The organism is Pseudomonas sp. PVC-3-1, assembly GCF_057444315.1.
This window is the reverse complement of the sequence record NZ_CM172023.1, coordinates 4,473,946-4,498,758: the sequence shown is the minus strand read 5'-3', so window position 1 is coordinate 4,498,758 and position 24,813 is coordinate 4,473,946. Positions and strand designations below refer to the sequence as shown.

Below are 24,813 nucleotides of genomic sequence, written 5' to 3'. Positions count from 1 at the left end.
CCGGGGTCGGCGCGGGCCGGTACATCAACGGCTGGCGGTCTTGTTGTCCCAGCTGGGCAGCTTGAACACCCAGAAGGAACCGCCCTGGGCCACCGGCTTGGTCAGCTCGGCCATGTCTCCGCCCCACAACGGCACCGCACCGCCGTAGCCGACGGTCACGCCGATGTACTGCTCGCCGTCCTGCTCCCAGGTGATCGGCGGGGAGACGATGCCGCTGCCGGTCTGGAACTGCCACAGTTCCTTGCCGGTCCTGGCGTCGAATGCCTTGAGGAAGCCCTCGCCGGTGCCGGTGAACACCAGGTTGCCGGCAGTGGCCAGCACGCCGGCCCACAGCGGCAGGTGGTCCTTGTATTCCCATTCCACCTTGCCGGTGGTGGGATTCATCGCCCGCAGGGTGCCGACGTGGTCGTCATACATGCGCTTGATGCGGAAGCCCATGCCCAGGTAGGCGCTGCCCTTGGCGTAGTTCACTTCCTCGGTCCAGTAGTCCTCCTTCCAGTGGTTGGCGGGGACGTAGAACAGCCCGGTGTCCTGGCTGTAGGCCATGGGGTTCCAGTTCTTGCCGCCGAGGAACGGCGGCGAGACTTCCACGGCCTTGCCGTGCTTCTGCCCCGGTTCCGGCAGCGGTGGGCGTTGGCCTTCGTTCTCCACCGGGCGACCGGTCTTCAGGTCGATGTGGCTTGCCCAGGTGATGTTGTCGACGAAGGGGAAGGCGTTCTGCAGCTTGCCGTTGGTGCGGTCGACCACATAGAAGAAACCGTTGCGGTCGGCGTGGGCGGTGGCCTTGACGATCTTGCCGTCCTTGGCCTTGTAGTCGAACAGCACCAGTTCGTTGTTGCCGGAGAAGTCCCAGGCGTCGTTGGGCGTGTGCTGGTAGAACCATTTCACCTCGCCGGTGCTCGGGTCGACGCCGACCTGGCCGGAGGTGTAGAGGCTGTCGTAGTCGTGCGGGTTGCCCCCCTTGGCGGTGCGCGCCCAGGTGTTCCACGGGCCGGGGTTGCCGGCGCCGACGATGATGGTGTTGGTTTCGGCGTCGAAGCTCGCGCTCTGCCACGGGGCACCGCCGCCGTGGCTCCAGGCCTCGACCTTGCCGGTGGGGGAGTTCTTGTCCTCCGGCCACGACGGCGCCTTCACGTCGCCAGTGGGTGTGCTGTCCTTGCCGTTGAGGCGGCCCATGTGGCCTTCGACGAAGGGCCGCATCCACACCTCTTCACCGGTATCCGGGTCGCGGGCGAACAGACGGCCGACCACGCCGAACTCGTCGCCCGAGCTGCCGTGGATCAGCAGCACCTTGCCGGTCTTGCCGTCCTTCACGATGGTCGGCGCGCCCGTCATGGTGTAGCCGGCGCCGTGGTCGCCGAACTTCTTCTTCCAGACCACCTTGCCGGTCTTCTTGTTCAGCGCCACGACGGAGGCATCGAGGGTGCCGAAGTAGATCTTGTCGCCATAGATGGCGGCGCCGCGGTTGACCACGTCGCAGCACGGGCGGATGTCGTCGGGCAGGCGGTGGTTGTAGGTCCACAGGCGCTTGCCGGTCTTCGCGTCGAGGGCGAACAGCCGCGAGTAGGAGGCAGTGACGTAGACCACGCCGTCACTGACGATGGCCTGGGATTCCTGGCCGCGCTGCTTTTCGTCGCCGAAGGAGTAGGACCAGGCCGGGGTCAGCTTGAACACGTTGCCTGCGTTGACCTGCTTGAGCGGGCTCCAGCGCTGGGCGTTGGTGCCCATGCCGTACTGCAGCACGTCGCCGGTGGTGGTGTGGTCGTTGGCGATATCGTCCCAGGTCACGTCTTTCGCCAGGGCTGAGCCGCCGGCGGTGAGGGCGATGGCGCAGGCGAGGCTGCTGAAAGTGAGGTGCAGGGGGGCGAGGCGCAGGGGGGCTGTTGTTGTTCTCATGGTGGTTTCCCGTGATGGATGGCGGCAGGCCGCTGCACGTGCCGCGGCGAATCCATGGTGGGAGGAGGGCTGCCAGAGGGGGAACGGAAATAGTCCCGGCAATGCCGGGACTATTTCCCGAGCCGGGCATGAATTGGACTTGCTGCCAAAGCGCCGCCGATGGCCGACCGCGGTTCTAGTACGAAGGGAGTAGGCGGGAGCATCCAAAGCAGGATTCGGCCGCAAGGCGTGCGTTCTTAACATCGTCATCACTGGCGTCTTTCCGGGCGCCGTGCCTTGCCAAGCATCTCGATGAGAGGATGAAGTGATGAACAACAAGAACGTGCTGTGTGGCCTGATGCTGGTGGCCGGCCTGGGTGTTTCGGGTCTGGCCCTGTCCCACGGCAATGTGACGCCCCAGGCAGTGGATACCACGGGGCTGGAACCGCTGGGCAAGGAATGGCGCGAGACCAACCCCTACCGCGAGCCCTACGCCAACCACGCCAAGGCGGTGGAGATCGGCGCTTCGGCCTACAACCAGAACTGCGCGCGCTGCCACGGCCTGGAAGCCAAGTCCGGCGGCATCGCTCCCGACCTGCGCATGCTCGACGTGGGCGCCGAGGGTGACGAGTGGTTCAAGGAGCGGGTGATCAACGGCGCGGTGCGCGACGGTGCGGTGTACATGCCGAAGATGGCCGACTTCATCAGCCAGGAAGGCCTCTGGGCGATCCGCACCTACCTGGACAGCGTGCACGTGGACGAGTGACCGCCATGCGCCTGTTCGCCTGGTTGTTCGGCCTGTGCCTGCTGATTGGGCAGGCGCAGGCTGGAGTCCGTCCCTACGAGGATATGGTCTCCAGCGGTGTGTTGCGGGTGGCTGTGTACGAGAACTTCCCGCCCTACAGCTTCATGCAGGACGGGCAGCCGCGCGGGGTCGACGTCGACCTTGCGCAGCGCCTGGCCAGTGGGCTGGGCCTGCGTGCGGAATTCCTCTGGGTCACGCCCGGCGAGCGCCTGGACGACGACCTGCGCAACTTCATCTGGAAGGGGCATTACTTGCGCCCCGGCGTGGTCGCCGATGTGATGCTGCGCGTGCCCTACGACCGCCAGTACGCCAACCGGCGCAACGACGTCGGCGAGTTCGCCAATGAGCAGGTGGTGATGTTCGGCCCGTACCAGCGCGAGCGCTGGCAGGTGGTCAGCGATGACCGGCGCCTGCCCGAGGTGGACACCATCGCCGCCTTCCGCGAACACCCCATCGGCGTCGAGCTGGACAGCGTGCCGTCGTTCTACCTGACCTCGGTGCTGGGCGGCCAGCTCAGCCGCATGACCGTGCATTTCCCGAGCACGCAGGCAGCCTTCGACGGCATGCGCGCGGGCAAGGTGGATGCAGTAATGGCGCTGCGCGGCGAGCTGGACTGGATGCGTGCCCAGGCCGCCGATGAACACCTGAAGAACGCCGAAAATACCTACCCCAACCTCGGCCAGCCCGAGTGGGACATCGGCATGGCGGTGCATGAAAGCAATCGCCAGCTCTCCAACGCCCTGGACGGCGAGCTGGAGGAACTGGTGCGCAGCGGCGAGATGGAAAAGCTCTACGCGGCCTACGGCATGCGCTATGAACTGCCGGGGCTCTATCAGGACGTGCAGTGAGGGATTGAGGATGCACCGGCGCGAATTGCTGCTCGGGATCTGTGCGCTGCCGTTGCTGGCAGCGGCGGTGGAGGGCGACCCAATGCCCTCGGTGATGTGGGAGTACCACCACAAGCGCCTGTTGAACGGCGAGCCCTACGTCTTCGATGAGCGGGTGAGGCTGGGGGTGCCGCCGTTCGCCGAAGATTCCCGCCAGGTGCCGGTGGAAGTCGACGCCCGCGCCTTGCCAGGGCGTTTCGATCGCCTGCTGCTGTGGGCCGAACTGAACCCGATTCCCCATGTGCTGACGCTCTATCCGGGCGAACATCTGGAGCCGCTGCTGGCGGTGCGTATCCGCATCGAACAGGCCACGCCGATCCGCGCCGCGCTGCGCGATGAGAAGGGCGTCTGGCATGTGGGCTCGGCCTGGATCGACGCCGCCGGTGGTGGTTGCACGGCGCCCAGCGTGGTGCGCGCGCAACCGGGCTGGGAGGACCGGCTCGGCCAGGTCCACGGCGAGTCCTATCCCAAGGGTGAATACAGCCGCGTGCGCTTGTCGGTGTCGCACCCGATGGACAACGGCCTGGTCGGCGGCATCCCCGAGTTCTACCTCGACCATGCCGAGCTGCGTGGGCCCGATGGTGAGGTCTTCGCCCGACTGGACCTGTTCCCGGCGGTCAGCGAAAACCCGACTTTCACCTTTGAGGTGCGCGGCCATCCGCACACCGAACTCTGGCTGCACGACAACAACGGCAACGAATTCCAGGCCGCTCTGCGCTGACGCCGCACTGCGCCGTTATAGCGCTGCACTAACGAGGTGCCCATGCGTTTTCTCCTGATCGCCCTCGCGTGCCTGTGCTTGCCGGCACTGGCCGACCTGCAGTACCACCTCCAGCCCCGGCAGATCGCCGAGGGCACCTGGGTGGTGGAAGGCAGCACCGACAATTTCGCCAAGGACAACGGCGGCGCCATCGTCAACGTCGCCTTCATCGACACCGGCGACGGGGTGCTGCTGATCGACACCGGCCCGTCGAAGCGCTACGGCGAAGCCCTGCGTACGCTGATCCAGCAGACCACCGGCAAGCCGGTGGGTCGGGTGTTGCTGACCCATCACCACCCTGACCATGTGCTGGGCAACCAGGCTTTTACCGACGTACCCATCGGCGCGCTGGCTGGCACCACAAAACTGCTGAAAGAGCAGGGCAACGCCATGGCGGAGAACATGTACCGCCTGGTCGGCGACTGGATGCGCGGCACGGAAGTGGTGTTGCCCAGCGAGACAGTGGCGCCGGGTGAATTGACGATGGGCAGCCACCGGTTCCGGTTGGTCGGCCTGCGCGGGCATACCGGCGCGGACCTGGCGATCCTCGACGAGACCACCGGCGTGCTGTTCGCCGGCGACATCGTGTTCTACCAGCGCGCACTGACCACGCCGAACAGTCCGGGGCTCGACGTCTGGCTGGCTGACCTGGATACGTTGCAGCAACTGCCGTGGAAGCAGATCGTCCCCGGCCACGGCCCCGTCGCCAGTGATGTCGCACCCTTCGTGCAGATGCGCGACTACCTCGGCTGGCTCGACAGCGTAATGCGCGACGGCATCGCCCAGGGGGCGGACATGAACGACCTACTGCGCACGCCCATCCCCGAACGTTTCGCCGGCGTCAGCCTGACGCGCTACGAGCTGATCCGCAGTGTCAGCCATCTCTATCCGCGCTATGAGCAGAAGGCGCTGCCGCGCGTCGACGAGCAGTAGCTCTTTCTGCGGAAGTTTCGGTGCGCGCAGATGCCCTCACCCCACCCCTCTCCCAGAGGGAGAGGGGGCTGTCTGGAGCCGCTTTGCTCTTCCTGTAGGAGCGAGCTTGCTCGCGAACCTTCCGACCGGATGAACGCCTGTGTCCGCATCGCGCCGAACGGCTCCCTCTCCCTCCGGGAGAGGGCTGTCTGGAGCGGCCTTGCTGCTCGCCGCTCCGACCTGCTCTGCCTGTAGGAGCGAGCTTGCTCGCGAACCTTCCGACCGGATGAACGCCTGTGTCCGCCTATCGCGCCGAACAGCTCCCTCTCCCTCCGGGAGAGGGCTGGGGTGAGGGGCTCGGAACCCCGCTCAGGCAACGCAGTCGCCGGGACATCTGGTTCGCGAGCAAGCTCGCTCCTACAGGGATTGGGCTCGGCCTCCCGGCCCGTGAGAGCTCCCGAATTTCACGCCGCCGCATCCCGGTATTGCTACCAAGGAACTAGGAAAATCGGCACTGCGTTCAATTGTTGCCCCAGCCCGCCAAACCAAGAATCTGCGACAGACCGGGAAATTTTCCCGGGTACAACAACAATCGCAGAGGCGCATCGCCATGAGACAGCTTCAACCTTTCGCCCGCACCGTGCTGTTCACCGCCGTCAGCCTGGCCAGCCTGGGCGCCCAAGCCGGGGTGACCGACCAGGACATCAGTGATTCCGCCAAGCGCACCGACCAGATTGTGGTCAACGGGATCAACCAGCAGGGCCAGCGCTTCAGCCCGCTGAACACCCTGAACAGCGATAACGTGAAGGAACTGCGGCCGGTCTGGGCGCTGTCCTTCGGTGGCGAGAAGCAGCGCGGCCAACAGGCGCAACCGTTGATCAAGGACGGCGTGATGTACGTCACGGCCTCCTACTCGCGAGTGTTCGCCGCCGATGCGCGCACCGGTCGCAAGCTCTGGCAATACGACGCACGCCTGCCCGACGGCATCATGCCCTGCTGCGATGTGATCAACCGTGGTGTGGCCCTGTACGGCGACCTGGTGATCTTCGGCACCCTCGACGCCAAGCTGGTCGCCCTGAACAAGGACACTGGCAAGGTGGTGTGGAAAAAGACCGTGGCCGACTACAAGGCCGGCTACTCCATCTCCGCCGCACCGCTGATCGCCAAGGGCAAGCTGATTACCGGCGTGGCCGGCGGCGAGTTCGGCGTGGTCGGCAAGATCGAGGCCTACAACCCCACCAATGGCGAGCTGCTGTGGAGCCGCCCGACCGTGGAAGGCCACATGGGCTACGTCTACAAGGACGGCAAGGCCGTGGAGAACGGCATCTCCGGCGGCGAAGCGGGCAAGACCTGGCCGGGCGACCTGTGGAAGACCGGCGGCGCCGCGCCCTGGCTGGGCGGCTACTACGACCCGAGCACCGACTCGCTGTTCATCGGCACCGGCAACCCGTCGCCGTGGAACTCGCACCTGCGCCCTGGTGACAACCTGTACTCCTCCTCGCGCCTGGCGCTGAACCCCGAAGACGGCTCGATCAAGTGGCACTTCCAGACCACCCCGCACGACGGCTGGGACTTCGACGGTGTGAACGAGCTGGTGTCCTTCGACTACAAGGACGGCGGCAAGACCGTGCAGGCGGCTGCCACCGCCGACCGCAACGGCTTCTTCTACGTGCTCGATCGCACCAACGGCAAGTTCATCCGTGGCTTCCCCTTCGTCGACAAGGTGACCTGGGCCAAGGGCCTGGATAAGGACGGCCGGCCGATCTACGACGACGCCCACCGTCCGGGCGCGCCGGGTGAGGGCGGCGAGAAGGGCAGCTCGGTGTTCGTTGCGCCGTCCTTCCTCGGCGGCAAGAACTGGATGCCCATGGCCTACAGTCAGGACACCGGGCTGTTCTACGTGCCGTCCAACGAATGGGGCATGGACATGTGGAACGAGAACATCGCCTACAAGAAGGGCGCGGCTTATCTCGGCGCGGGCTTCACCATCAAGCCGCTGAACGAGAAGTACATCGGCGTGCTGCGCGCCATCGATCCGAAGACCGGCAAGCAGGTCTGGCGCTACGAAAACTACGCGCCGCTGTGGGGCGGCGTGCTGGCGACCCACGGCAACCTGGTGTTCACCGGCAACCCCGAGGGTTACCTGATGGCCTTCGACGCCAAGACCGGCAAGAAACTTTACGAGTTCAACACCGGCTCGGGCGTGATCGCCTCGCCGATCACCTGGGAGATGGACGGCGAGCAGTACGTCACCGTGCTCTCCGGCTGGGGCGGCGCGGTGCCGCTGTGGGGTGGCGAGGTGGCCAAGCGCATCAAGGACCTGGACCAGGGCGGGATGATCTGGACCTTCAAGCTGCCCAAGGATCTCGTCGCCAAGAAGTGATGGTTCTGTGAGGTGATCAGAGGGCCGGCCATTGAGCCGGCCCTTTGCTTTGGCGCCCTTGGCGCGTGGATTCTTTCCTCGGGAGCATCGGTACTATTCAGCAGCGCAGGAGCGGACTTTGTCCGCGATGGGGATTCGCGATCACTGATGTGTCGGCAGGGTGCGGTTTACCAGCGAGCTCGCTCCTACAAGGGGCGGGGGTATAAAAAAACCGGCCCGAAGGCCGGTTGAGGGAGACTGGAGTCGCTGCGCTCAGCGCATCACGCGCGCTTGAGCACCAGGGTCAGGATGTCGTAGCTGGCCACCAGCTCGCCGAGCTGGTTGGTGACTTCCACGTCCCAGGCCACCACGCCTTGCGGTTCGCCCTTGGGGCTCTTCTTGCCCTGGTCGATCTTGCGCTTGCAGGTGAGGCGCGCCTGGATGGTGTCGCCGATGCCCACCGGGTTGATGAAGCGCAGGGTGTCCAGGCCGTAGTTGGCCAGCACCGGGCCGACGCCAGGGGAGACGAACAGGCCGGCAGCCGCCGAGAGCACGAAGTAGCCGTGGGCAATGCGCTTGCCGAACTGCGAGTCCTTGGCGGCCAGTTCGTCGAAGTGCATGTAGAAGTGGTCGCCCGACAGGCAGCCGAAGTTGACAAGGTCGGCCTCGGTGACGGTGCGGCGATGGGTCAGCAGCGACTCGCCGATCTTCAGGTCGTCGAAGTAGCGGCGGAACGGGTGTACTTCGGTCTCGTAGACCTTGGCGCCGCGCACGTATTCGCCGGTGACGGCCATCAGCATCGTCGGCGAGCCCTGTACGGCGGTGCGCTGCAGGTAGTGCTTCACCGCGCGTAGGCCGCCCAGTTCTTCACCGCCGCCGGCGCGACCCGGGCCGCCGTGTTTGAGCACCGGCAGCGGCGAGCCGTGGCCGGTGGATTCGGCCGCGGATTCGCGATCGAGGATGTGCAGGCGACCGTGCAGCGCGCCCATCACCGGAACGACCTTGGCGGCGACCTGCGGATCACGGGTGATCAGACTCGCCACCAGGCTGCCCTTGCCACGGGCGGCCAGGGCGACGGCTTCGTCGATATCATCGTAGGCCATCAGGGTGGTCACCGGGCCGAAAGCCTCGATGTCGTGGGCGCCGCCTTCGGCGTGCGGGTCGCGGCTGCGCAGCAGGGTCGGGGCGAAGAAAGCGCCCTCGTTGACGCCGTCGCCGCGCGGGGCGAAGCCATCCTTGGCGCCGAAGACCAGTTCGCTGGATTTCAGCAGGGCTTCGACGCGCTCGGCGACGTCGGCCTGCTGCGCGTGCGAGGCCAGAGCGCCCATCTTCACGCCTTCCACCGAGGGATCACCGACCACGACCTTGGCCAGGCGGTCGCGCAGGCGTTCGGCCACGGCGTCGGCATGCTTGGCGGGGACGATGGCGCGGCGGATGGCAGTACACTTCTGCCCGGCCTTGACGGTCATCTCGCGGGCCACTTCCTTGACGAAGAGCTCGAACTCTTCGTCGTCCGGGGTGACGTCCGGCGCGAGGATGGCGCAGTTCAGCGAGTCGGCCTCGGCGTTGAACGGCACCGAGTTGCGGATCAGGTTGGGATTCACGCGCAGCTTGGCGGCGGTGTCGGCCGATCCGGTGAAAGTCACCACGTCCTGGCCCTGCAGGCGGTCCAGCAGGTCGCCGGTACCGCCGATGATCAGCTGCAGGCTGCCAGCCGGCAGCAGGCCGGACTCATGCATCACGCGCACGGCGGCCTCGGTGATGTAGCTGGTGGCGGTGGCCGGTTTGACGATGCAGGGCATGCCGGCGAGGAAGCTCGGCGCGAACTTCTCCAGCATTCCCCAGATCGGGAAGTTGAAGGCGTTGATATGCACGGCAATGCCGCCGCGCGGCACCAGGATGTGGCTGCCGGCGAACTTGCCGGTCTTGCCCAGCGGCATGGCCGGACCTTCGTGGACCACGTTGCCCGAGGGCAGCTCGCGGCCGCCGACGCCGGCGTAGGCGAACAGCGTACCGGCGCCGCCTTCGATATCGATCCAGCTGTCGGCACGGGTGGCGCCGCTGTGGCGGGAAATCTCGTAGAGCTGTTCCTTGCGCTCGGTCAGGTACAGCGCCAGGGCCTTCAGACGCTGGGCGCGCTGCTGGAAGTCCATGGACATCAGTTCCTTGAGACCCTGCTCACGGGCGTGGGCGACGGCTTCGGCGAAGTCCAGTGCCTCCTCGTGAGTACGCGCGACGGTCTGGCCGTTGAGCGCGCTACGCAGCGCCTGGGCGCCATGCTGGCCGACCCAGCGGCCACCGATGAAACTTTGCAGGATTGGCGCTTGGGCCATGTTGTTTTCCTCCGAATTGCTACGCAAGGGGGCCGGCTTCTGCCGGTGACCGCCGTGCCGGGTGGGCGTCGGCGGCGCAAGCCAATTGGCGGTACGAGGCCGCCGGATTAGGTCCGCCAGGGGCCTTGTGGGCCGCTGGCGGTGGAGCCTTCTTTCTTGTAGGAGCGAGCTTGCTCGCGAACCGCATTCCTGTTGTTTCAGTGTCCTGGGGGAGCGATCGCGGACGGAGTCCGCTCCTACGCGGGGATCGGCTTTGGGTAGGAGCGGACGCTGTCCGCGATCGATTTCACCTCAACGCCGGCGTCGATCGGTTCGCGAGCAAGCTCGCTCCTACAGGCTCTGGATCAGAGCTGGTCGAAATCGAGCACCACGCTGTCGCTGATCGGGTACGCCTGGCAGCTCAGCACGTAGCCGGCCGCGACTTCGTAATCCTCCAGGGCGAAGTTGCTGTCCATCTCCACCTCCCCGGAAACCACCTTGCACTTGCAGGTCGAGCACACGCCGGCCTTGCAGGAGTAGGGCAGTTCGGCGCCGTGCTCGTTGCCGGCGTCAAGCACGCTGACGCTGTTGCGGGCGAGCTCGAAGGACAGCTCGCGGCCATCGCTGATCACGGTGATCTGGCTCTTCGCGCTGTCGGTCGCGGCGGCGGCCTGGCGGGCTTCGCGTTTCTCGTTGCTGCCAGCAGCGGCGAACAGTTCGAAGTGGATGCGCTCGGCGGGCATGCCATTACCCTTGAGCTGGTCGCGGACGGTCTCGGTCATCGCCTGCGGGCCGCAGATGAAGGCAGCATCCAGGCTCTTGACGTCGAGCCAGCGGCTGAACAGCTGGCCGCACTTGTCGGCGTCGATGCGGCCGTTGTACAGGTCGACGTCCTGCTGCTCGCGGCTGAACACGAAGATCAGGTTGAGGCGCTGCAGGTAGCGGTTCTTCAGGTCCTCGAGCTGTTCGCGGAACATTGCGGCGTTGCTGGAGCGGTTGCCGTAGAGCAGGGTGACGCGGCTGTTCGGCTCGGTTTCCAGGGTCGTCTTGATGATCGACAGGATCGGCGTGATGCCGCTGCCGGCGGCGACCGCCAGGTAGTTGCCATGGCGCGCCGGGTCCAGTTCGACATTGAAGTGGCCAGCCGGCGGCATGACTTCCAGGCTGGCGCCGACTTTCAGCGCCTCGTTTGCGTAGGCAGAGAAACGTCCACCCGGTACGCGCTTGATGGCCACGCGCAGTTCGCCGTCATTCACGCCGCTGCAGATGGAATAGGAGCGGCGCACTTCCTCGCCGTCCAGCTGGGTGCGCATGACCAGGTGCTGGCCGTGCTGGAAGCGGAAGCTGTCGGCCAGGTCCGCCGGGACGTCGAAGGCGATGGACACGGCGTCGCGGGTTTCGGCGCGCACTTCCTTGATTTTCAGGCTGTGGAACTTGCTCATTATTCTTCTCCGGCGGCGCCGCCGCTCAGATGCACTTGAAGTAATCGAAGGGCTCACGGCAATCGACGCAGCGGTAAAGCGCCTTGCAGGCCGTGGAGCCGAACTGGCTGAGCTGCTCGGTGTGCAGGCTGCCGCACTGCGGGCAGCGCACTTCCGGGGTCTCGCCGAGCAGGCTGCGCTTGCTGGTGCTGCCGGCCGGCGGGGCGATGCCGTAGTCGCGCAGCGCTTGGCGGCCCTCGTCGCTGATCCAGTCGGTGGTCCAGGCCGGGCTCAGCCGGCGCTCCAGTTGCGGCGCGGCGAAGCCTGCGTGTTCCAGGGCGTGCTGGATGTCCTGCTCGATGACCTCGGTGGCCGGGCAGCCGGAGTAGGTGGGGGTGACCACCACGTGCAGGTGCCCGTCCTGCCAGTCGAGCCCGCGCACGATGCCCAGATCGACCACGCTGACCACTGGCACTTCCGGGTCCATCACCGCGCCGAGCACGTTCCAGGCGCGGCTGAGGTCGTCAGCCGTGCCGGCACGTGCGCCGCGATCGCTGGTAATCAGCTCACCAGGTTGCATCGGGGTAGGCCCGCTGGAGGAACTGCATTTCGGCGAGGAGAATGCCCAGGTGCTCGGTGTGCAGGCCGCGGCGGCCGCTGAGGTAGAAATTCACCGCAGGCTCGGGCAGCGGCAGGGTTGCGGCGGCAAAGATGTCGGCGACTTTGGACTTCCAGGCGCTGGCCAGCTCGGTCGGATTTGCTGCGACGCCGGTTTCGAACAGGCGCTGCTCGACGTCATCGGCATTGCACAGCTCGACGGTAAAGCGCCAAACCTGCGGGATGGCCGCGAGCATGCGTGCATGGCTCTGCTCGGTGCCGTCACCCAGGCGCTGCACCCATTCGGAGGAGCGGCGCAGGTGGTAGGTGACTTCCTTCAGGCCCTTGGCGGCGATGGCGGCGATGCGCTCGTCGCTGGAGCTGCTCAGGGCGTGCAGCACGTGGAAGTGCCAGGCGTCATAGAGAAACTGCTTGGTGATGGTGACGGCGAAGTCGCCGTTGGGTTGTTCCACCAGCAGCAGGTTGCGGAAGGCGCGCTCGTCACGGCGGAAGGCCAGGGCATCGGCGTCACGGCCGTCGTCCAGCAGTTCCACGGCGTACTCGTACCAGTTGCGCGCCTGGCCCACCAGGTCGAGGCCGACGTTCATCAGTGCCAGTTCTTCTTCCAGCGCCGGAGCGTGGCCGCACCATTCGCACAGGCGCTGGCCCTGGATCAGGGCGCTGTCGGCGAGGCGCAGCAGGTATTCGATCTTGTCGTTGTTCATCACACGCATCTCACATGTGGCCGACTTCGGGCGGCAGCTCGTAGAAGCTGGCGTGGCGGTAGACCTTGTCCTGCGATGGATCGAACAGCGGGTCCTTCTCGTCGGGGGAAGAGGCGGTGATCAGCGCGGAGGGCACGACCCACAGGCTCACGCCTTCGTTGCGGCGGGTGTACAGCTCGCGGGCATTCTCGATGGCCATGGCGGCGTCGGCGGCATGAACGCTGCCGACATGCTTGTGGTTCAGGCCGTGTTTGCTACGGACAAATACTTCGAACAAAGTCCACTCACTCATGGTGTTCTCCTGCTTATCAGGCATGAGCCGCTGCGCGTCGGCATAACGTCGTTGGAAACAGGCCCGTGCCTGTTTCCGCCTAGTTCTGCTCTAGCTCGCTAGCTCAGAGGCGGAATTAGGCGGCGTCTTTTTTCTGTTGTTGTTTGCGGGCGTAGGCGACCGCGGCTTCGCGGACCCAGGCGCCGTCTTCGATGGCTTTGCGGCGGGTGGCGACGCGCTCGGTGTTGCACGGGCCGTTGCCCTTGAGCACTTCGTAGAACTCTTCCCACTGGATGTCGCCGAAGTCGTAGTGGCCGCGTTCCTCGTTCCACTTCAGGTCCGGGTCCGGCGCGGTGCAGCCGAGCAGTTCGAGCTGCGGCACGGTCTGGTCGACGAAGCGCTGGCGCAGTTCGTCGTTGCTCTGCCGCTTGATCTTCCAGGCCATGGACTGGGCGCTGTTGGGTGAGTCGGCGTCGCTCGGGCCGAACATCATCAGGGCCGGCCACCAGAGGCGGTTGATGGCGTCCTGGACCATGTCCTTCTGCGCCTGGTTGCCGTGGCGCATCATGGTCAGGAGGATTTCGTAGCCCTGGCGCTGGTGGAAGCTCTCTTCCTTGCAGATACGGATCATGGCGCGCGAGTAGGGGCCGTAGGAGGTGCGCTGGAGCACCACCTGGTTGACGATCGCCGCGCCATCCACCAGCCAGCCCACCGCGCCCATGTCGGCCCAGTTCAGCGTCGGGTAGTTGAAGATGCTCGAGTACTTGGCGCGGCCAGCGTGCAGCTTGGCGACTTCGGTGTCACGGTCGGCGCCCAGGGTTTCCATGGCGCTGTAAAGGTAGAGGCCGTGGCCGGCTTCGTCCTGGATCTTCGCCATCAGTTGCAGCTTGCGCTTCAGGGTCGGTGCGCGGGTCACCCAGTTGCCCTCGGGCAGCATGCCGACAATCTCGGAGTGCGCATGCTGGGAAATCTGCCGGATCAGGGTTTGACGGTAGGCGTCGGGCATCCAGTTCTTCGCTTCGATCTTGATCTCGGCATCGATCTTTTCCTGGAAGGCGCGTTCCTCGGGGGACATCTCCTCCAGCGCCTTGATGCGCTTCACGCCGGTCTCAACCAGTTGTGCGTACATGCTGTGTCTCCAGCCTTTTGTCTTGTTCGTGGGACGGCCTTGGCCATGGCTGTATTTTTAAATGATACAGAAATGGATGTCTAACAATAAATGATGTGTCGTAAACGATTTTTGTATCGGGTCGCGGGCTTCTGAAGGGCGTGGTCGAGCGGAATAAATCGAGAAATCTCAGATTTACGCGATTAAAATCGGAGAAAAGCGGTAATTGTGTTGGGATGCTTAGAGCTGGATGGGGCGAATTGAGGAGTGCGCGGAGTAGCTAGGAAATCGATGAAATGATACGTAAATTTAATTTTAGCGATGGTTAAAGCAGGGTTTATGGCGGGGTAGTAGGAGCGAGCTTGCTCGCGAACCACCTGACTCCTTAGCTGCCGGAAAGCATGGTTCGCGAGCAAGCTCGCTCCTACGAAGAGCCGGAGGGCGTCAGGCCTGGACGATCACCTCGAATCCACCAAAGATCATGCGCTGCCCGTCGAAGGGCATGTCGCTGAATTCGGTCTTCATCCGCGGGTCTTCCATGAACTTCTTCATGCCCGTGTCCCGTGCCTCCTTGCTGGGCCAGGTGATCCAGGAGAACACCACGGTTTCGTCTTCCTTGAGTTTCACCGCCATGGGGAAGGAGGTCACCTTGCCCTCGGGCACGTCGTTACCCCAGCACTCGACGACGCTGAGCGCGCCATATTCCTTGAACATCGCCGCCGCCTTGCGTGCGACCTCTATGTAGCGCTCGCGACTGGCGGTGGGCACCGGTACGAGGAAGCCATCGACATAGTTCATCGTTCATCTCCTGCGGGTGGGTGGACGGCCGGATGCCGCCTGCCTTTGAGGGATAGTCGAAGGGTGCGGCGGGAAATCGACAGCGACCGGTGGTGAGGCGACGGGTGGTCGGTGTGGCGAGTGATTCCTGGGCTGGGGGATTCTCGCGCCGGTGTGTCATGAGACCTGTAGGAGCGAGCTTGCTCGCGAACGGTCTTGTCGGTGGCGTGGGTGTTGGGCGGGTTCGCGAGCAAGCTCGCTCCTACAAAAAGCGAAAAAGCGAAAAAGCGAAAAAGCGAAAAAGCGAAAAAGCGAAAAAGCGAAAAGCAAAAAGCCCCGCCGAAGCGGGGCTTTTTGACGACGCGGACCAATCAGCCCTTGGGCCGGTTGTCGTACACGTGGCAGGCCTTGCCTTCGGAGCGCTTGAGGCTGTGGGAAGGTTGCACCAGCACGCGGGCGCTGATGCCGATGTGGGTCTTGATCTGCTTGCCGAGTTCGTTGCCGATGGCCTTCTGCTCGTCCGCCGACAGGCCCTGCAGGTCGTGACGCAGTTCGACGTGGATGTCGATGCAGTCGAGGTTGCCGTTGCGGTGCAGGTGGATCTCGTAACACTCGGCAAGCTGCTTGATCTTCAGCACCTGCTCCTCGACCTGGGTCGGGAAGACGTTGACGCCGCGGATGATCAGCATGTCGTCACTGCGCCCGGTGATCTTGTCGATCCGCCGCATCGGTCGCGCAGTGCCCGGCAGCAGGCGGGTCAGGTCGCGGGTGCGGTAGCGGATCATCGGCAGCGCTTCTTTGGACAGCGAGGTGAACACCAGCTCGCCGTATTCGCCGTCGGGCAGTACGGCGCCGGTGGCCGGGTCGATGATCTCGGGGTAGAAGTGGTCTTCCCAGACGGTCGGGCCGTCCTTGGTCTCGGCGCACTCCATGGCCACGCCCGGGCCCATGATTTCCGAGAGGCCGTAGATGTCCAGGGCGGTGATGCCCATGCGCTCTTCCACGGCGCGGCGCAGCTCGGCGGTCCACGGCTCGGCGCCGAAGATGCCCAGGCGCAGCTTGAGGCTGTGCGGGTCGACGCCCTGGCGCTCGATCTCGTCGGCGATATTGAGCATGTAGGACGGAGTGACCATGATGATGTCCGGCTGGAAGTCGCGGATCAGCTGGACCTGCTTCTCGGTCTGGCCGCCGGACATCGGGATCACGGTGCAGCCCAGACGCTCGGCGCCGTAGTGCGCGCCGAGGCCGCCGGTGAACAGGCCATAGCCGTAGGATACGTGCACCTTGTCGCCCTTGCGGCCGCCGGCGGCGCGGATGGAGCGCGCGACCACGTTGGCCCAGGTGTCGATGTCGTTCTGCGTGTAGCCGACCACCGTGGGTTTGCCGGTGGTGCCGCTGGACGCGTGCAGACGCACGATCTCGTTCTGCGGCACGGCGAACATGCCGTAGGGGTAGTTGTCGCGCAGGTCGTTCTTGCCGGTGAAGGGGAACTTGGCGAGATCGTCGAGGGAGGTCAGGTCGTCCGGGTGTACGCCAGCCTCGGCGAAGCGCTTCTGGTACAGCGGGACGTTGTCGTGGGCATGCTTGAGGCTCCAGCGCAGGCGCTCCAGTTGGTGCTGGCGCAGCTCGTCGACACTGGCGGTCTCCATCGGGTCAAGCAGGGCACGTTCGGCATCATGGTACATGTTCATGGGTTCACTCGATTTGTTCTTGTACGCCAGCCGGTAAGGGCTGCGAGTGTCATGGGAGCAGCATAGCGCCCCCGTTCGCGGAAGGATTCGAACCCCTGCCAGAGACTTTGCTCTGCGTGTCAGTCGGTACTGAAAGGCGACTGGCGGCGCGGGGTTCGATCCCGCCGATGGATCAGATTCGTTCGATGATCAGGGCAATGCCCTGGCCGACGCCGATGCACATGGTGCACAGGGCGTAGCGGCCGCCGCTCTCCTCCAGCTCATGCAGGGCGGTGGTGACCAGGCGCGCGCCGCTCATGCCCAGCGGGTGGCCGAGGGCGATGGCGCCGCCGTTGGGGTTCACCCGTGCGTCGTCGTCCTTCAGGCCCAGCTCGCGCAGCACGGCGAGGCCCTGGGCGGCGAAGGCTTCGTTGAGCTCGATCACGTCCATGTCGTTCAGCGACAGGCCGGCCAGCTCCAGCACCTTGCGGGTCGCCGGTACCGGGCCGATGCCCATGATCCGCGGCTCGACGCCTGCAGTGGCCATGGCGACCACGCGGGCGCGGGCCTTCAGGCCATGACGTGCAGCGGCGGCCGGGGAGGCCATCAGCAGCGCGCAGGCGCCGTCGTTGACGCCCGAGGCATTGCCGGCGGTGACGCTGCCGTCTTCGCGGAACGGCGTGCCGAGCTTGGCCAGTTGCTCCAGGGTGGTGTCGCCGCGCGGGTGTTCGTCCTGCTCGACCACCTTGGCCGGGCCTTTGCGCTGGGGGATTTCCACCGGGACGATTTCCTTCGCCAGGCGGCCATTGGCCTGGGCGGCGGCGGCCTTGTGCTGGCTGCGCAGGGCGAAGGCGTCCTGGTCTTCGCGACTGATGTTGAACTGCTCGGCGACGTTCTCGGCGGTTTCCGGCATGGAGTCGATGCCGAACTGCTTTTTCATCAGCTTGTTGACGAAGCGCCAGCCGATGGTGGTGTCGAAGATTTCCGCGCTGCGGCCAAAGGCCTGCTCGGACTTGCCCATCACGAACGGCGCGCGCGACATGGATTCCACGCCGCCGGCCAGCATCAGGCCCGCTTCGCCGCAGCGCAGGGCGCGTGCGGCGCTGCCCACGGCGTCAAGGCCGGAGCCGCACAGGCGGTTCAGCGTAGTGCCCGGTACGGTGACCGGCAGGCCGGCCAGCAGCGAGGCCATGTGGGCGACGTTGCGGTTGTCTTCGCCAGCCTGGTTGGCACAGCCAAAGATCACGTCGTCGATGGCGCTCCAGTCCAGCTCCGGGTGGCGCTGCATCAGGGCCTTCATCGGGATCGCCGCGAGGTCGTCGGCACGCACGCCGGACAGTGCACCGGCGTAGCGGCCAATCGGCGTGCGCACGGCGTCGATGATCAGGGCGTCAGTGAGGTCGGTCATTCGGAGGTCTCCTGCGCCAGCACGGTGCCGCGCACTTTGTAGGATTTGCCGTGGAACAGGGCGATCAGTTGCCCCTGGGAATTCTCGATGCGCACGTCGTAGTTGCCGGTGCGGCCGCTGCGGCTCTGCTCGCAGGCGCTGGCGATCAGCTCGTCGCCCTCGCGGGCCGGCGCCACGTAGTCGATGCTGCAGCCGATGGCGACGGTGGCGTCGTTGTAGCTGTTGCAGGCGAAGGCGAAGGCCGAGTCGGCCAGGGCGAACAGATAGCCGCCGTGGCAGGTGCCGTGGCCCTGGATCATTTCTTCACGAACGCGCATCAACAGTTTCGAACTGCCGGGGCCGGCATCCAGCAGCTGGATGCCCATGCGCCGGGTGGCCTGGTCGCGCTCGTACATGGCTTCGGCGCAGGCGCGAGCCAGTTGGCTGGCGTCAGTCATGGAAAGCTCTCCCTTCGGCGTGCAGACGGCGGAGCAGCAGGGAAGGGCGATAGCGATCCTCGCCGTAAGCGGCCTGCAGGTTGTCCAGCACGTGCAGCACGTTGCCAATGCCGATCTGCCCGGCCCAGGCCAGCGGGCCTTGCGGGTAGTTCACGCCGGCGCGCATGGCGAGGTCGATGTCGCCGGCGCTGCCGACGCCTTGCAGCACGGCATCCGCGCCCTCGTTGGCGAGCATGGCGACGGTGCGCAGCACGGCGAGACCGGGAGTGTCGCTCAGGCGGCTGGCGGCGATTCCGGCCTTGGCCAGCAGGGCGACAGCCTGGTTCAGAGCATCGGGCGTGGTGTCCACCGAGCAGGAGATGCCGAGCCGCGAAGCCTTGGTGTAATCCAGCGCGAGGTCGATCAGCACCAGGTTGCGCAGGCCGTTCTCCTGGGCGCGCTGGCTGGCGAGGCGGCCGTCGGACAGGGCGATCACTGCATCACCGACGCGCAGCAGGCCATTGCCGGCGCGCTGGATAATCTCGATGCCGGCTTCTTTCAGGCGCTGGATCAACGGCTGGGCGACGCCCAGATCACCTTCCAGTACGCACGCTTCAACGCTGGCACTGCTGCTCAGGCTGGCCGGCTGCGGGCGTTCGGCGCCTTCGGCGTAGTCGTAGAAGCCACGGCCGCTCTTGCGACCGAGGCGGCCGGCATCCACCAGCTCCTTCTGGATCAGCGACGGCTGGAAGCGGAAGTCGCCGTAGTAGGCGGCGAACACCGAGCAGGTCACGGCGTAGTTGACATCATGGCCGATGAGGTCAGTCAGCTCGAAGGCGCCCATACGGAAGCCGCCGGCATCGCGCATCAACGCATCCAGCGTGGCGCAGTCGGCGGTGCCTTCCTGCAGCAGGCGCAGGCTTTCGGCGTAGAACGGGCGCGCCACGCGGTTGACGATGAAGCCGGGGGTCGACCTGGTGTGGACCGGTTTCTTGCCCCAGGCCAGCGAGGTGGCATACAGGCTGTCGGCCAGAGCCGGATCGGTGGCGAGGCCGGAGACGATCTCTACCAGCGCCATCAGCGGCGCCGGGTTGAAGAAGTGCATGCCGACCACCTGCTGCGGGCGTTTGAGGCCGGCAGCAAGGCTGGTGATGGACAGTGAGGAGGTGTTGCTGGCGAGGATGCAGTCGTCGTCGCACAGCGCTTCCAGCCGCTGGAACAGGCTGCGCTTGACCTCCAGGTTCTCGACGATGGCTTCGATTACCAGCTTCGAGTCGGCCAGCGCCTCGATGGCTTCCACCGGTTGCAGGCGCGCGACGATGGCTCTGCGGGCTTCGGCGTCCAGTTTGCCTTTTTCAACCAGCCGGCCGAGCTGGCGATCGATGCCATCGATCGCCTGGGCGGCGGCGCCGGGGCGGTTGTCGTAGAGCTTCACCGAATGGCCGGCCTGGGCGGCGACCTGGGCGATACCCGCGCCCATGGCGCCTGCGCCAATCACCGCGACTTTTGCGTCGTTCGAAAGTGCGCTCATCGATCAGCGGCCCTTGAAGCTGGGGGTGCGTTTTTCCATGAAGGCGGACACGCCCTCGCGGTAGTCCTCGCTGCGGCCGGCCAGGCGCTGCAGGTCGCGCTCCAGTTCCAGCTGCTCGTCGAAACTGTTGTTCAGGCTGGCGTTGAGGCTGCGCTTGATCAGCGCCAGGCCGTAGGTCGGCTGGGTGGCCAGATGGCGAGCGAGCTTGAGCGCTTCCTCGCGCAGGTTGGCGTCATCCACCACCTGGTAGATCAGGCCCCACTGCTCGGCCTGCTCGGCGGTCAGGCGATTGCCCAGCAGGGCAAGTGCCTTGGCGCGGGCCATGCCGACCAGGCGGGGCAGGGTCCAGGTACCGCCGGAGTCGGGGATCAGGCCGATCTTGCAGAACGCCTGGATGAAGCTGGCCGAACGCGCCGCCAGCACCAGGTCGCAGGCCAGCGGGATGTTCGCGCCGGCGCCGGCCGCCACGCCGTTGACCGCACAGATGACCGGCAGCGGCAGGTCGCGCAGGGTGCGGATCAGCGGGTTGTAGAACTGCTCGATGGACTGGCCCAGGTCGGGCACCTCTGCGCCGGGCGCAACGTTGCGGTCGGACAGGTCCTGACCTGCACAGAAGCCGCGACCTTCGCCAGTCAGCAGCAGGACGCGGGCTTCCGGGTTCTGCCGGACCTGCTTGAGTGCTTCGCGCACTTCGCCGTGCATGGCGGTGTTGAAGCTGTTCAGCTGCTCCGGGCGGTTCAGGCTGAGGAGGGCGACGCCGTCCTCGATGGAAAACAGGATGTGCTCGAAGTTCATGGGCGGACTCGCTCCATCAATGGGCAGGCTTTTGCCAGAAGAGAAAGGGGGCTGGCGCTCAGCGGCCTTCGTAGACCGGTTTGCGCTTTTCCTGGAAGGCGCGGATGCCTTCGCTTCGGTCGGCGGTGCCGGCCAGCAGGGTGAAGGCGTGGCGTTCGAAGCGCAGGCCGCTGGCCAGGTCGGTGTCCTGGGCCTTGAGCAGCGCTTCCTTGGCCAGGCGCACGGCCAGCGGCGCCTTGGCGGCGATGCTGCGGGCGATCTGCAGGGCGCGCTCGACGGTGAATTCGGGTTGGGTGACTTCGCTGACCAGGCCGGCGCGCTGGGCGTGGCGGGCGTCGATGGCCTCGCCGGTAAGGACCATCTGCATCGCCAGGGGCTTGCCCACGGCGCGCAGCAGGCGTTGGGTGCCGCCAGCGCCGGGCATGATGCCGAGGTTGATTTCCGGCTGGCCGAAGCGAGCGTCTTCGCCGGCAACGAGGATGTTGGCGTGCATCGCCAGCTCGCAGCCGCCGCCCAGGGCAAAGCCGTTGACAGCGGCGATCAGCGGTTTGGAGAAGGCGGCGATGCGTTGCCAGTAACCGACACGCGGATCGTTGAGGATGCCGATCAGGTCGCGCTCGGCCATCTCCTTGATGTCGGCCCCGGCGGCGAAGGCCTTGCGGCTGCCGGTAATGACCACGGCGCGCGTTTCGCTGTCCTGCTCGGCGGCCTCGAGTTCGGCGGCCAGTTCGCCGAGCAGTTCGGTGTTCAGTGCATTCAGCGCCTCGGGGCGCTGCAGGGTAATCAGGCGGACGCCCGCTTCAGGCATCTGAACGGCAAGGGTGCGAGGCATGACATCGTCCTCAGGCTGCACGCACGGCTTCATGGCCGGCTGTATTGGAATTATGGGAGGCAGGCATGGCCCGTCTCCGGCCTTCTCGCAGTATAGGCTTAAAGTGATACGGAAAAACAACTACGAAAGTTGAATCGCGTGTCTAAAGTATTTCTGCGGGTGCCACTGAGTGAGTACGGAGCCCCCTCGAGCTCCTACGCTTTTGACGCGTATTTGCTGGTTTTGTAAGCCATTCTTGCTTTCTTTCGGTGCCTGGCGAAAGTGATACGTCAGATTTCGATTGGAGGCTTCAGCTTTGATGTGATACAAGATTTGCAAAAGAACAAATCGCTTTGTGCGGTGATGCCGGAGTGCCGGCAGTACCGCAGGAGAAACTGATGCCCTGCTACAGCCTCGAAGGCGTGCGCCCGGTCGTTCACCCGACCGCCTATGTCCATCCCACCGCCGTGCTGATCGGCGACGTCATCATCGGCCCTGGCTGCTATGTCGGCCCGTTGGCGGCTCTGCGCGGTGATTTCGGGCGGATCGTCCTCGAAGAAGGCGCGAACCTTCAGGACACCTGCGTCATGCACGGCTTCCCGGACAGTGACACCGTGGTCGAGCGCAACGGCCACATCGGCCATGGCGCCGTGCTGCACGGTTGCCGCATCGGCGAGGACGCCCTGGTGGGAATGAACGCCGTGGTGATGGATTACGCGCAGATTGGCGCGCGCTCCATCGTTTCAGCTGCCGCGTTCGTCAAAGCGAAGTTCGAATGCGCTGCGCAAAGTCTGGTGATGGGCGCACCGGCCAGCGTCAAGCGAAGCCTGAGCGACGAAGAAATCGCCTGGAAGCGCCGTGGCACCGAGGAATACCAGGCCCTGGCCAAGCGTTGCATCGAAAGCCTGGTGGAGTGCCAGCCCCTGGCGGAGATAGAAGAAGAGCGCCCGCGCCTGGGCGATTCCGGATTCCGGCCCAGGGCAGGGAAGGGCGCATGAGTACTGGGGTTCGCTCCAATGGCCAGGCGGTGCGACGGGCAGGTATAGTCGCCGCTCCCTCGACTGCGCAACGTGCCATGACCGCTCTAGCACCGCTGAACCAGCTGATCAATCGCTTCCAGGAACAGACACCGATCCGCGCCAGTTCGCTGATCATCACCCTGTATGGCGATGCCATCGAACCCCATGGCGGCACCGTCTGGCTGGGTAGCCTGATCAATCTGCTGGAACCCTTCGGCATCAACGAGCGGCTGATCCGTACGTCGATCTTCCGCCTGACCAAGGAAGACTGGCTGACCGCCGAGAAGGTCGGCCGGCGCAGCTATTACAGCCTGACCGGCACCGGCCGTCGGCGCTTCGAGAAGGCTTTCAAGCGCGTCTACAGCTCCAGCCTGCCGGCCTGGGACGGCTCCTGGACCCTGGTGATGCTCTCGCAGATCGCCGCCGACAAGCGCAAGCAGGTCCGCGAGGAGCTGGAATGGCAGGGCTTTGGTGCGATTTCGCCGACTGTCATGGCCTGCCCGCGGGCCGACCGCAGCGATGTCATGGCAACCCTGCAGGACCTGGATGTGGCCGACGACAGCATCGTCTTCGAAACCCGCGCCCAGGATGTGCTGGCCTCCCGCGCCATGCGCATGCAGGTGCGCGAGAGCTGGAAAATCGACGAACTCGGCCAGCACTACAGCGAATTCATCCAGCTGTTCCGCCCGCTCTGGCAGGCACTGCGCGAGCAGGACCAGCTACGCCCGGAAGACTGCTTCCTGGCACGCACCCTTTTGATCCACGAATACCGCCGGCTGCTGCTGCGCGACCCACAACTGCCCGATGAGCTGCTCCCGGGTGATTGGGAAGGCCGTGCGGCGCGTCAGCTGTGCCGCAACATCTACCGACTGATCCACGCCAAGGCCGAGGACTGGCTGAACCGCAACCTGGAGACCGCCGACGGCCCGCTGCCGGACGTCGGGGAAAGCTTCTATAAGCGTTTCGGCGGATTGAACTGACAGGAGTTGGCGTGAAAAATGCCTCCCGCTCTGCAACGCTGCGGTTGCAGGGTGGAGACAGCGCGGTGCGACCTTGCGTTTAGAGGGCGCCGCGAACGATGACGACAGGCCCTGGAGGCCGTCGCTGAATAACAACAAACAATGCGTGTGAGGCTTTGCAGGTCATGAATTCTTCATCGACATTGAGGGATGACGCTTTCGAGGCGTGGCTGGGACAGGTCAACCGGGCGTGCGGTCGTTTCGATGCGCGCACCCTCGGCCCCCAGTTCCATGGACGGTTGCGCGAATACCAGGGCGGTGCGATCAAGCTTTCCGTGGTCGACATGGCCCAGGTGCATCTGTACCGGACCAGCAAGGAAGTCGGCTCCAGTGCCGGCGGGCACTATTACGCGGTGTTCCAGCTCGAAGGGCGCTCGCGCCTGGAGCAGGGCGACAACCGCGTGGAGCTGTCGCGTGGCGACATCAGCCTGATCGACGCCAGCCGCCCCAGCGACATGACCTACCTGGAGGAATCCCGGCAGCTCTCGCTGATCCTGCCGCGCCAGGTGATCGAGCGCGGCCTGCGCATGTCGGAAGTGACCTGCGCGTCGAAGATCCCGGCCAGCTCGCCGATCGCCGTGCTCGCCAACCGCCTGATCGTCGAGACCAGCCAGCAGGAAAGCCTCGGCATGCTGGAAAGCGAGGCGACCCTGGACGCGCTGGTGACCCTGCTGCGCCCCGCGCTGGCCAGCCAGGACGCCGAGCAGGACAACCACGAACGCATGTTCCGCAAGGCCACGGCCTTCATCGACCAGCACATCGGCGCCGAAGAGCTCTGCCCCGAGCTGATCGCCCGTGAGGTGGGCATCTCGGTGCGCGGCCTGTACCGCATGTTCGCCAAGAAGGGCCTGGTGGTGGCGCAGTACATCAAGAACCGCCGCCTGGACTTCTGCGCCGAAACCCTGCGCAACGCCCAGTTCGAGCAGAAGCTGTCGGCGCTCGGCTATGCCTGGGGCTTCTCCGATTCGAGCTACTTCTCCACGGCGTTCAAGGGCCGGTTCGGGGTTTCGCCGGGCGAGTACCGCAAGCGTTACGCGAATTGATTCTGACGGTGGACAGCGATACCCAAGCGGCTGCTTGCCGCCAATGATGGGTATCGCTGCGCTCCGCGCCATCCTGCGTTGACGCGCGTCTGCAGCATTTCGCTCGACTGACCTCCTGGGGGATGTCTGGAGCGCAGTGTTCTGCCAGGTTGCACCGTGCCGTGCGGGTTCGCGAGCAAGCTCGCTCCTACAGGGCGTGAGCGGGTGTTATTCGTAGGAGCGAGCTTGCTCGCGAACGTTTTCGGACAATGACCCCCATCACCTGAGCGCCACCTTGGCACTCCCGCCA

Annotated in this window: 22 protein-coding genes; 8 read left to right on the top strand and 14 right to left on the bottom strand. The window is 65.4% G+C overall.

Annotated features, from left to right (window positions below):
- Positions 1-24: 24 nt before the first annotated feature.
- Positions 25-1,896 (bottom strand): quinoprotein ethanol dehydrogenase, encoded by a 1,872-nt coding sequence (gene exaA / locus AC2T4A_RS20795; protein ID WP_478377929.1) that lies wholly within the window; start codon positions 1,894-1,896, stop codon positions 25-27.
- A 307-nt stretch (positions 1,897-2,203) separates the two neighbouring features.
- Here exaA and pedF point away from each other — a divergent pair, with 307 nt between their 5' ends.
- The 5 genes from pedF (at position 2,204) to AC2T4A_RS20770 (ending at position 7,622) form a co-directional block, all read left to right on the top strand.
- Positions 2,204-2,641, top strand: coding sequence for a cytochrome c-550 PedF (gene pedF, locus AC2T4A_RS20790; RefSeq protein ID WP_138523765.1), 438 nt, complete (start codon positions 2,204-2,206; stop codon positions 2,639-2,641).
- 5 nt (positions 2,642-2,646) lie between these two features.
- Positions 2,647-3,528: a substrate-binding periplasmic protein gene (locus AC2T4A_RS20785; RefSeq protein ID WP_416751800.1), complete on the top strand. Its 882-nt coding sequence runs from the start codon at positions 2,647-2,649 to the stop codon at positions 3,526-3,528.
- Between the two features lie 10 nt (positions 3,529-3,538).
- A complete protein-coding gene (locus tag AC2T4A_RS20780; protein ID WP_416751802.1) occupies positions 3,539-4,288 on the top strand; it encodes a quinoprotein dehydrogenase-associated SoxYZ-like carrier in 750 nt (249 codons plus the stop codon).
- A gap of 42 nt (positions 4,289-4,330) precedes the next feature.
- On the top strand, positions 4,331-5,260 hold the full coding sequence (locus AC2T4A_RS20775) for a quinoprotein relay system zinc metallohydrolase 1 (RefSeq protein WP_486741673.1): 930 nt from the start codon (positions 4,331-4,333) through the stop codon (positions 5,258-5,260).
- Between the two features lie 589 nt (positions 5,261-5,849).
- Complete coding sequence (locus tag AC2T4A_RS20770) at positions 5,850-7,622, top strand: methanol/ethanol family PQQ-dependent dehydrogenase (protein WP_478377926.1); 1,773 nt, start codon at positions 5,850-5,852, stop codon at positions 7,620-7,622.
- 260 nt (positions 7,623-7,882) lie between these two features.
- Here the strand turns inward: AC2T4A_RS20770 and paaZ are convergent, their stop codons facing one another.
- The 13 genes from paaZ to paaF all read right to left on the bottom strand — a co-directional run bounded on the left by paaZ (position 7,883) and on the right by paaF (position 21,464).
- Positions 7,883-9,934: a phenylacetic acid degradation bifunctional protein PaaZ gene (gene paaZ / locus AC2T4A_RS20765; RefSeq protein WP_486741672.1), complete on the bottom strand. Its 2,052-nt coding sequence runs from the start codon at positions 9,932-9,934 to the stop codon at positions 7,883-7,885.
- Between the two features lie 344 nt (positions 9,935-10,278).
- Complete coding sequence (gene paaE, locus AC2T4A_RS20760) at positions 10,279-11,355, bottom strand: 1,2-phenylacetyl-CoA epoxidase subunit PaaE (RefSeq protein ID WP_478377924.1); 1,077 nt, start codon at positions 11,353-11,355, stop codon at positions 10,279-10,281.
- 25 nt (positions 11,356-11,380) lie between these two features.
- On the bottom strand, positions 11,381-11,914 hold the full coding sequence (gene paaD, locus AC2T4A_RS20755) for a 1,2-phenylacetyl-CoA epoxidase subunit PaaD (RefSeq protein ID WP_478377923.1): 534 nt from the start codon (positions 11,912-11,914) through the stop codon (positions 11,381-11,383).
- Positions 11,901-12,656, bottom strand: coding sequence for a 1,2-phenylacetyl-CoA epoxidase subunit PaaC (gene paaC, locus AC2T4A_RS20750; protein WP_416750706.1), 756 nt, complete (start codon positions 12,654-12,656; stop codon positions 11,901-11,903). Before paaC ends, paaD begins: the two co-directional genes overlap by 14 nt.
- Before the next feature lie 10 nt (positions 12,657-12,666).
- Positions 12,667-12,948, bottom strand: a complete 282-nt coding sequence (gene paaB / locus AC2T4A_RS20745) for a 1,2-phenylacetyl-CoA epoxidase subunit PaaB (protein ID WP_017520939.1) — start codon at positions 12,946-12,948, stop codon at positions 12,667-12,669.
- Between the two features lie 115 nt (positions 12,949-13,063).
- Entirely contained in the window at positions 13,064-14,056 is a 993-nt protein-coding gene (paaA, locus tag AC2T4A_RS20740; RefSeq protein WP_486741671.1) for a 1,2-phenylacetyl-CoA epoxidase subunit PaaA, read from the bottom strand.
- A 423-nt stretch (positions 14,057-14,479) separates the two neighbouring features.
- Positions 14,480-14,833: a DUF1428 domain-containing protein gene (locus tag AC2T4A_RS20735; protein WP_478377920.1), complete on the bottom strand. Its 354-nt coding sequence runs from the start codon at positions 14,831-14,833 to the stop codon at positions 14,480-14,482.
- A gap of 350 nt (positions 14,834-15,183) precedes the next feature.
- Positions 15,184-16,503, bottom strand: coding sequence for a phenylacetate--CoA ligase PaaK (gene paaK / locus AC2T4A_RS20730; RefSeq protein WP_478377919.1), 1,320 nt, complete (start codon positions 16,501-16,503; stop codon positions 15,184-15,186).
- A gap of 172 nt (positions 16,504-16,675) precedes the next feature.
- On the bottom strand, positions 16,676-17,890 hold the full coding sequence (pcaF, locus tag AC2T4A_RS20725; RefSeq protein ID WP_486741670.1) for a 3-oxoadipyl-CoA thiolase: 1,215 nt from the start codon (positions 17,888-17,890) through the stop codon (positions 16,676-16,678).
- Positions 17,887-18,327, bottom strand: coding sequence for a hydroxyphenylacetyl-CoA thioesterase PaaI (gene paaI, locus AC2T4A_RS20720; RefSeq protein ID WP_486741669.1), 441 nt, complete (start codon positions 18,325-18,327; stop codon positions 17,887-17,889). Before paaI ends, pcaF begins: the two co-directional genes overlap by 4 nt.
- Positions 18,320-19,837, bottom strand: a complete 1,518-nt coding sequence (gene paaH / locus AC2T4A_RS20715; protein ID WP_486741668.1) for a 3-hydroxyacyl-CoA dehydrogenase PaaH — start codon at positions 19,835-19,837, stop codon at positions 18,320-18,322. The genes paaI and paaH overlap by 8 nt, the downstream gene beginning before the upstream one ends.
- A gap of 3 nt (positions 19,838-19,840) precedes the next feature.
- On the bottom strand, positions 19,841-20,632 hold the full coding sequence (gene paaG / locus AC2T4A_RS20710) for a 2-(1,2-epoxy-1,2-dihydrophenyl)acetyl-CoA isomerase PaaG (RefSeq protein WP_486741667.1): 792 nt from the start codon (positions 20,630-20,632) through the stop codon (positions 19,841-19,843).
- 58 nt (positions 20,633-20,690) lie between these two features.
- Positions 20,691-21,464 (bottom strand): 2,3-dehydroadipyl-CoA hydratase PaaF, encoded by a 774-nt coding sequence (gene paaF, locus AC2T4A_RS20705; RefSeq protein WP_486741666.1) that lies wholly within the window; start codon positions 21,462-21,464, stop codon positions 20,691-20,693.
- 377 nt (positions 21,465-21,841) lie between these two features.
- Between paaF and paaY the strand changes: the two genes are divergently transcribed.
- From paaY to feaR, 3 genes are all read left to right on the top strand, one after another.
- The gene (paaY, locus tag AC2T4A_RS20700; RefSeq protein ID WP_486741665.1) at positions 21,842-22,441 is read left to right on the top strand and encodes a phenylacetic acid degradation protein PaaY; all 600 of its coding nucleotides are present in this window, start codon (positions 21,842-21,844) and stop codon (positions 22,439-22,441) included.
- A gap of 77 nt (positions 22,442-22,518) precedes the next feature.
- Positions 22,519-23,442, top strand: a complete 924-nt coding sequence (gene paaX / locus AC2T4A_RS20695) for a phenylacetic acid degradation operon negative regulatory protein PaaX (protein WP_416750686.1) — start codon at positions 22,519-22,521, stop codon at positions 23,440-23,442.
- 164 nt (positions 23,443-23,606) lie between these two features.
- A complete protein-coding gene (feaR, locus tag AC2T4A_RS20690) occupies positions 23,607-24,524 on the top strand; it encodes a transcriptional regulator FeaR (RefSeq protein WP_138523879.1) in 918 nt (305 codons plus the stop codon).
- Positions 24,525-24,813: the final 289 nt, after the last annotated feature.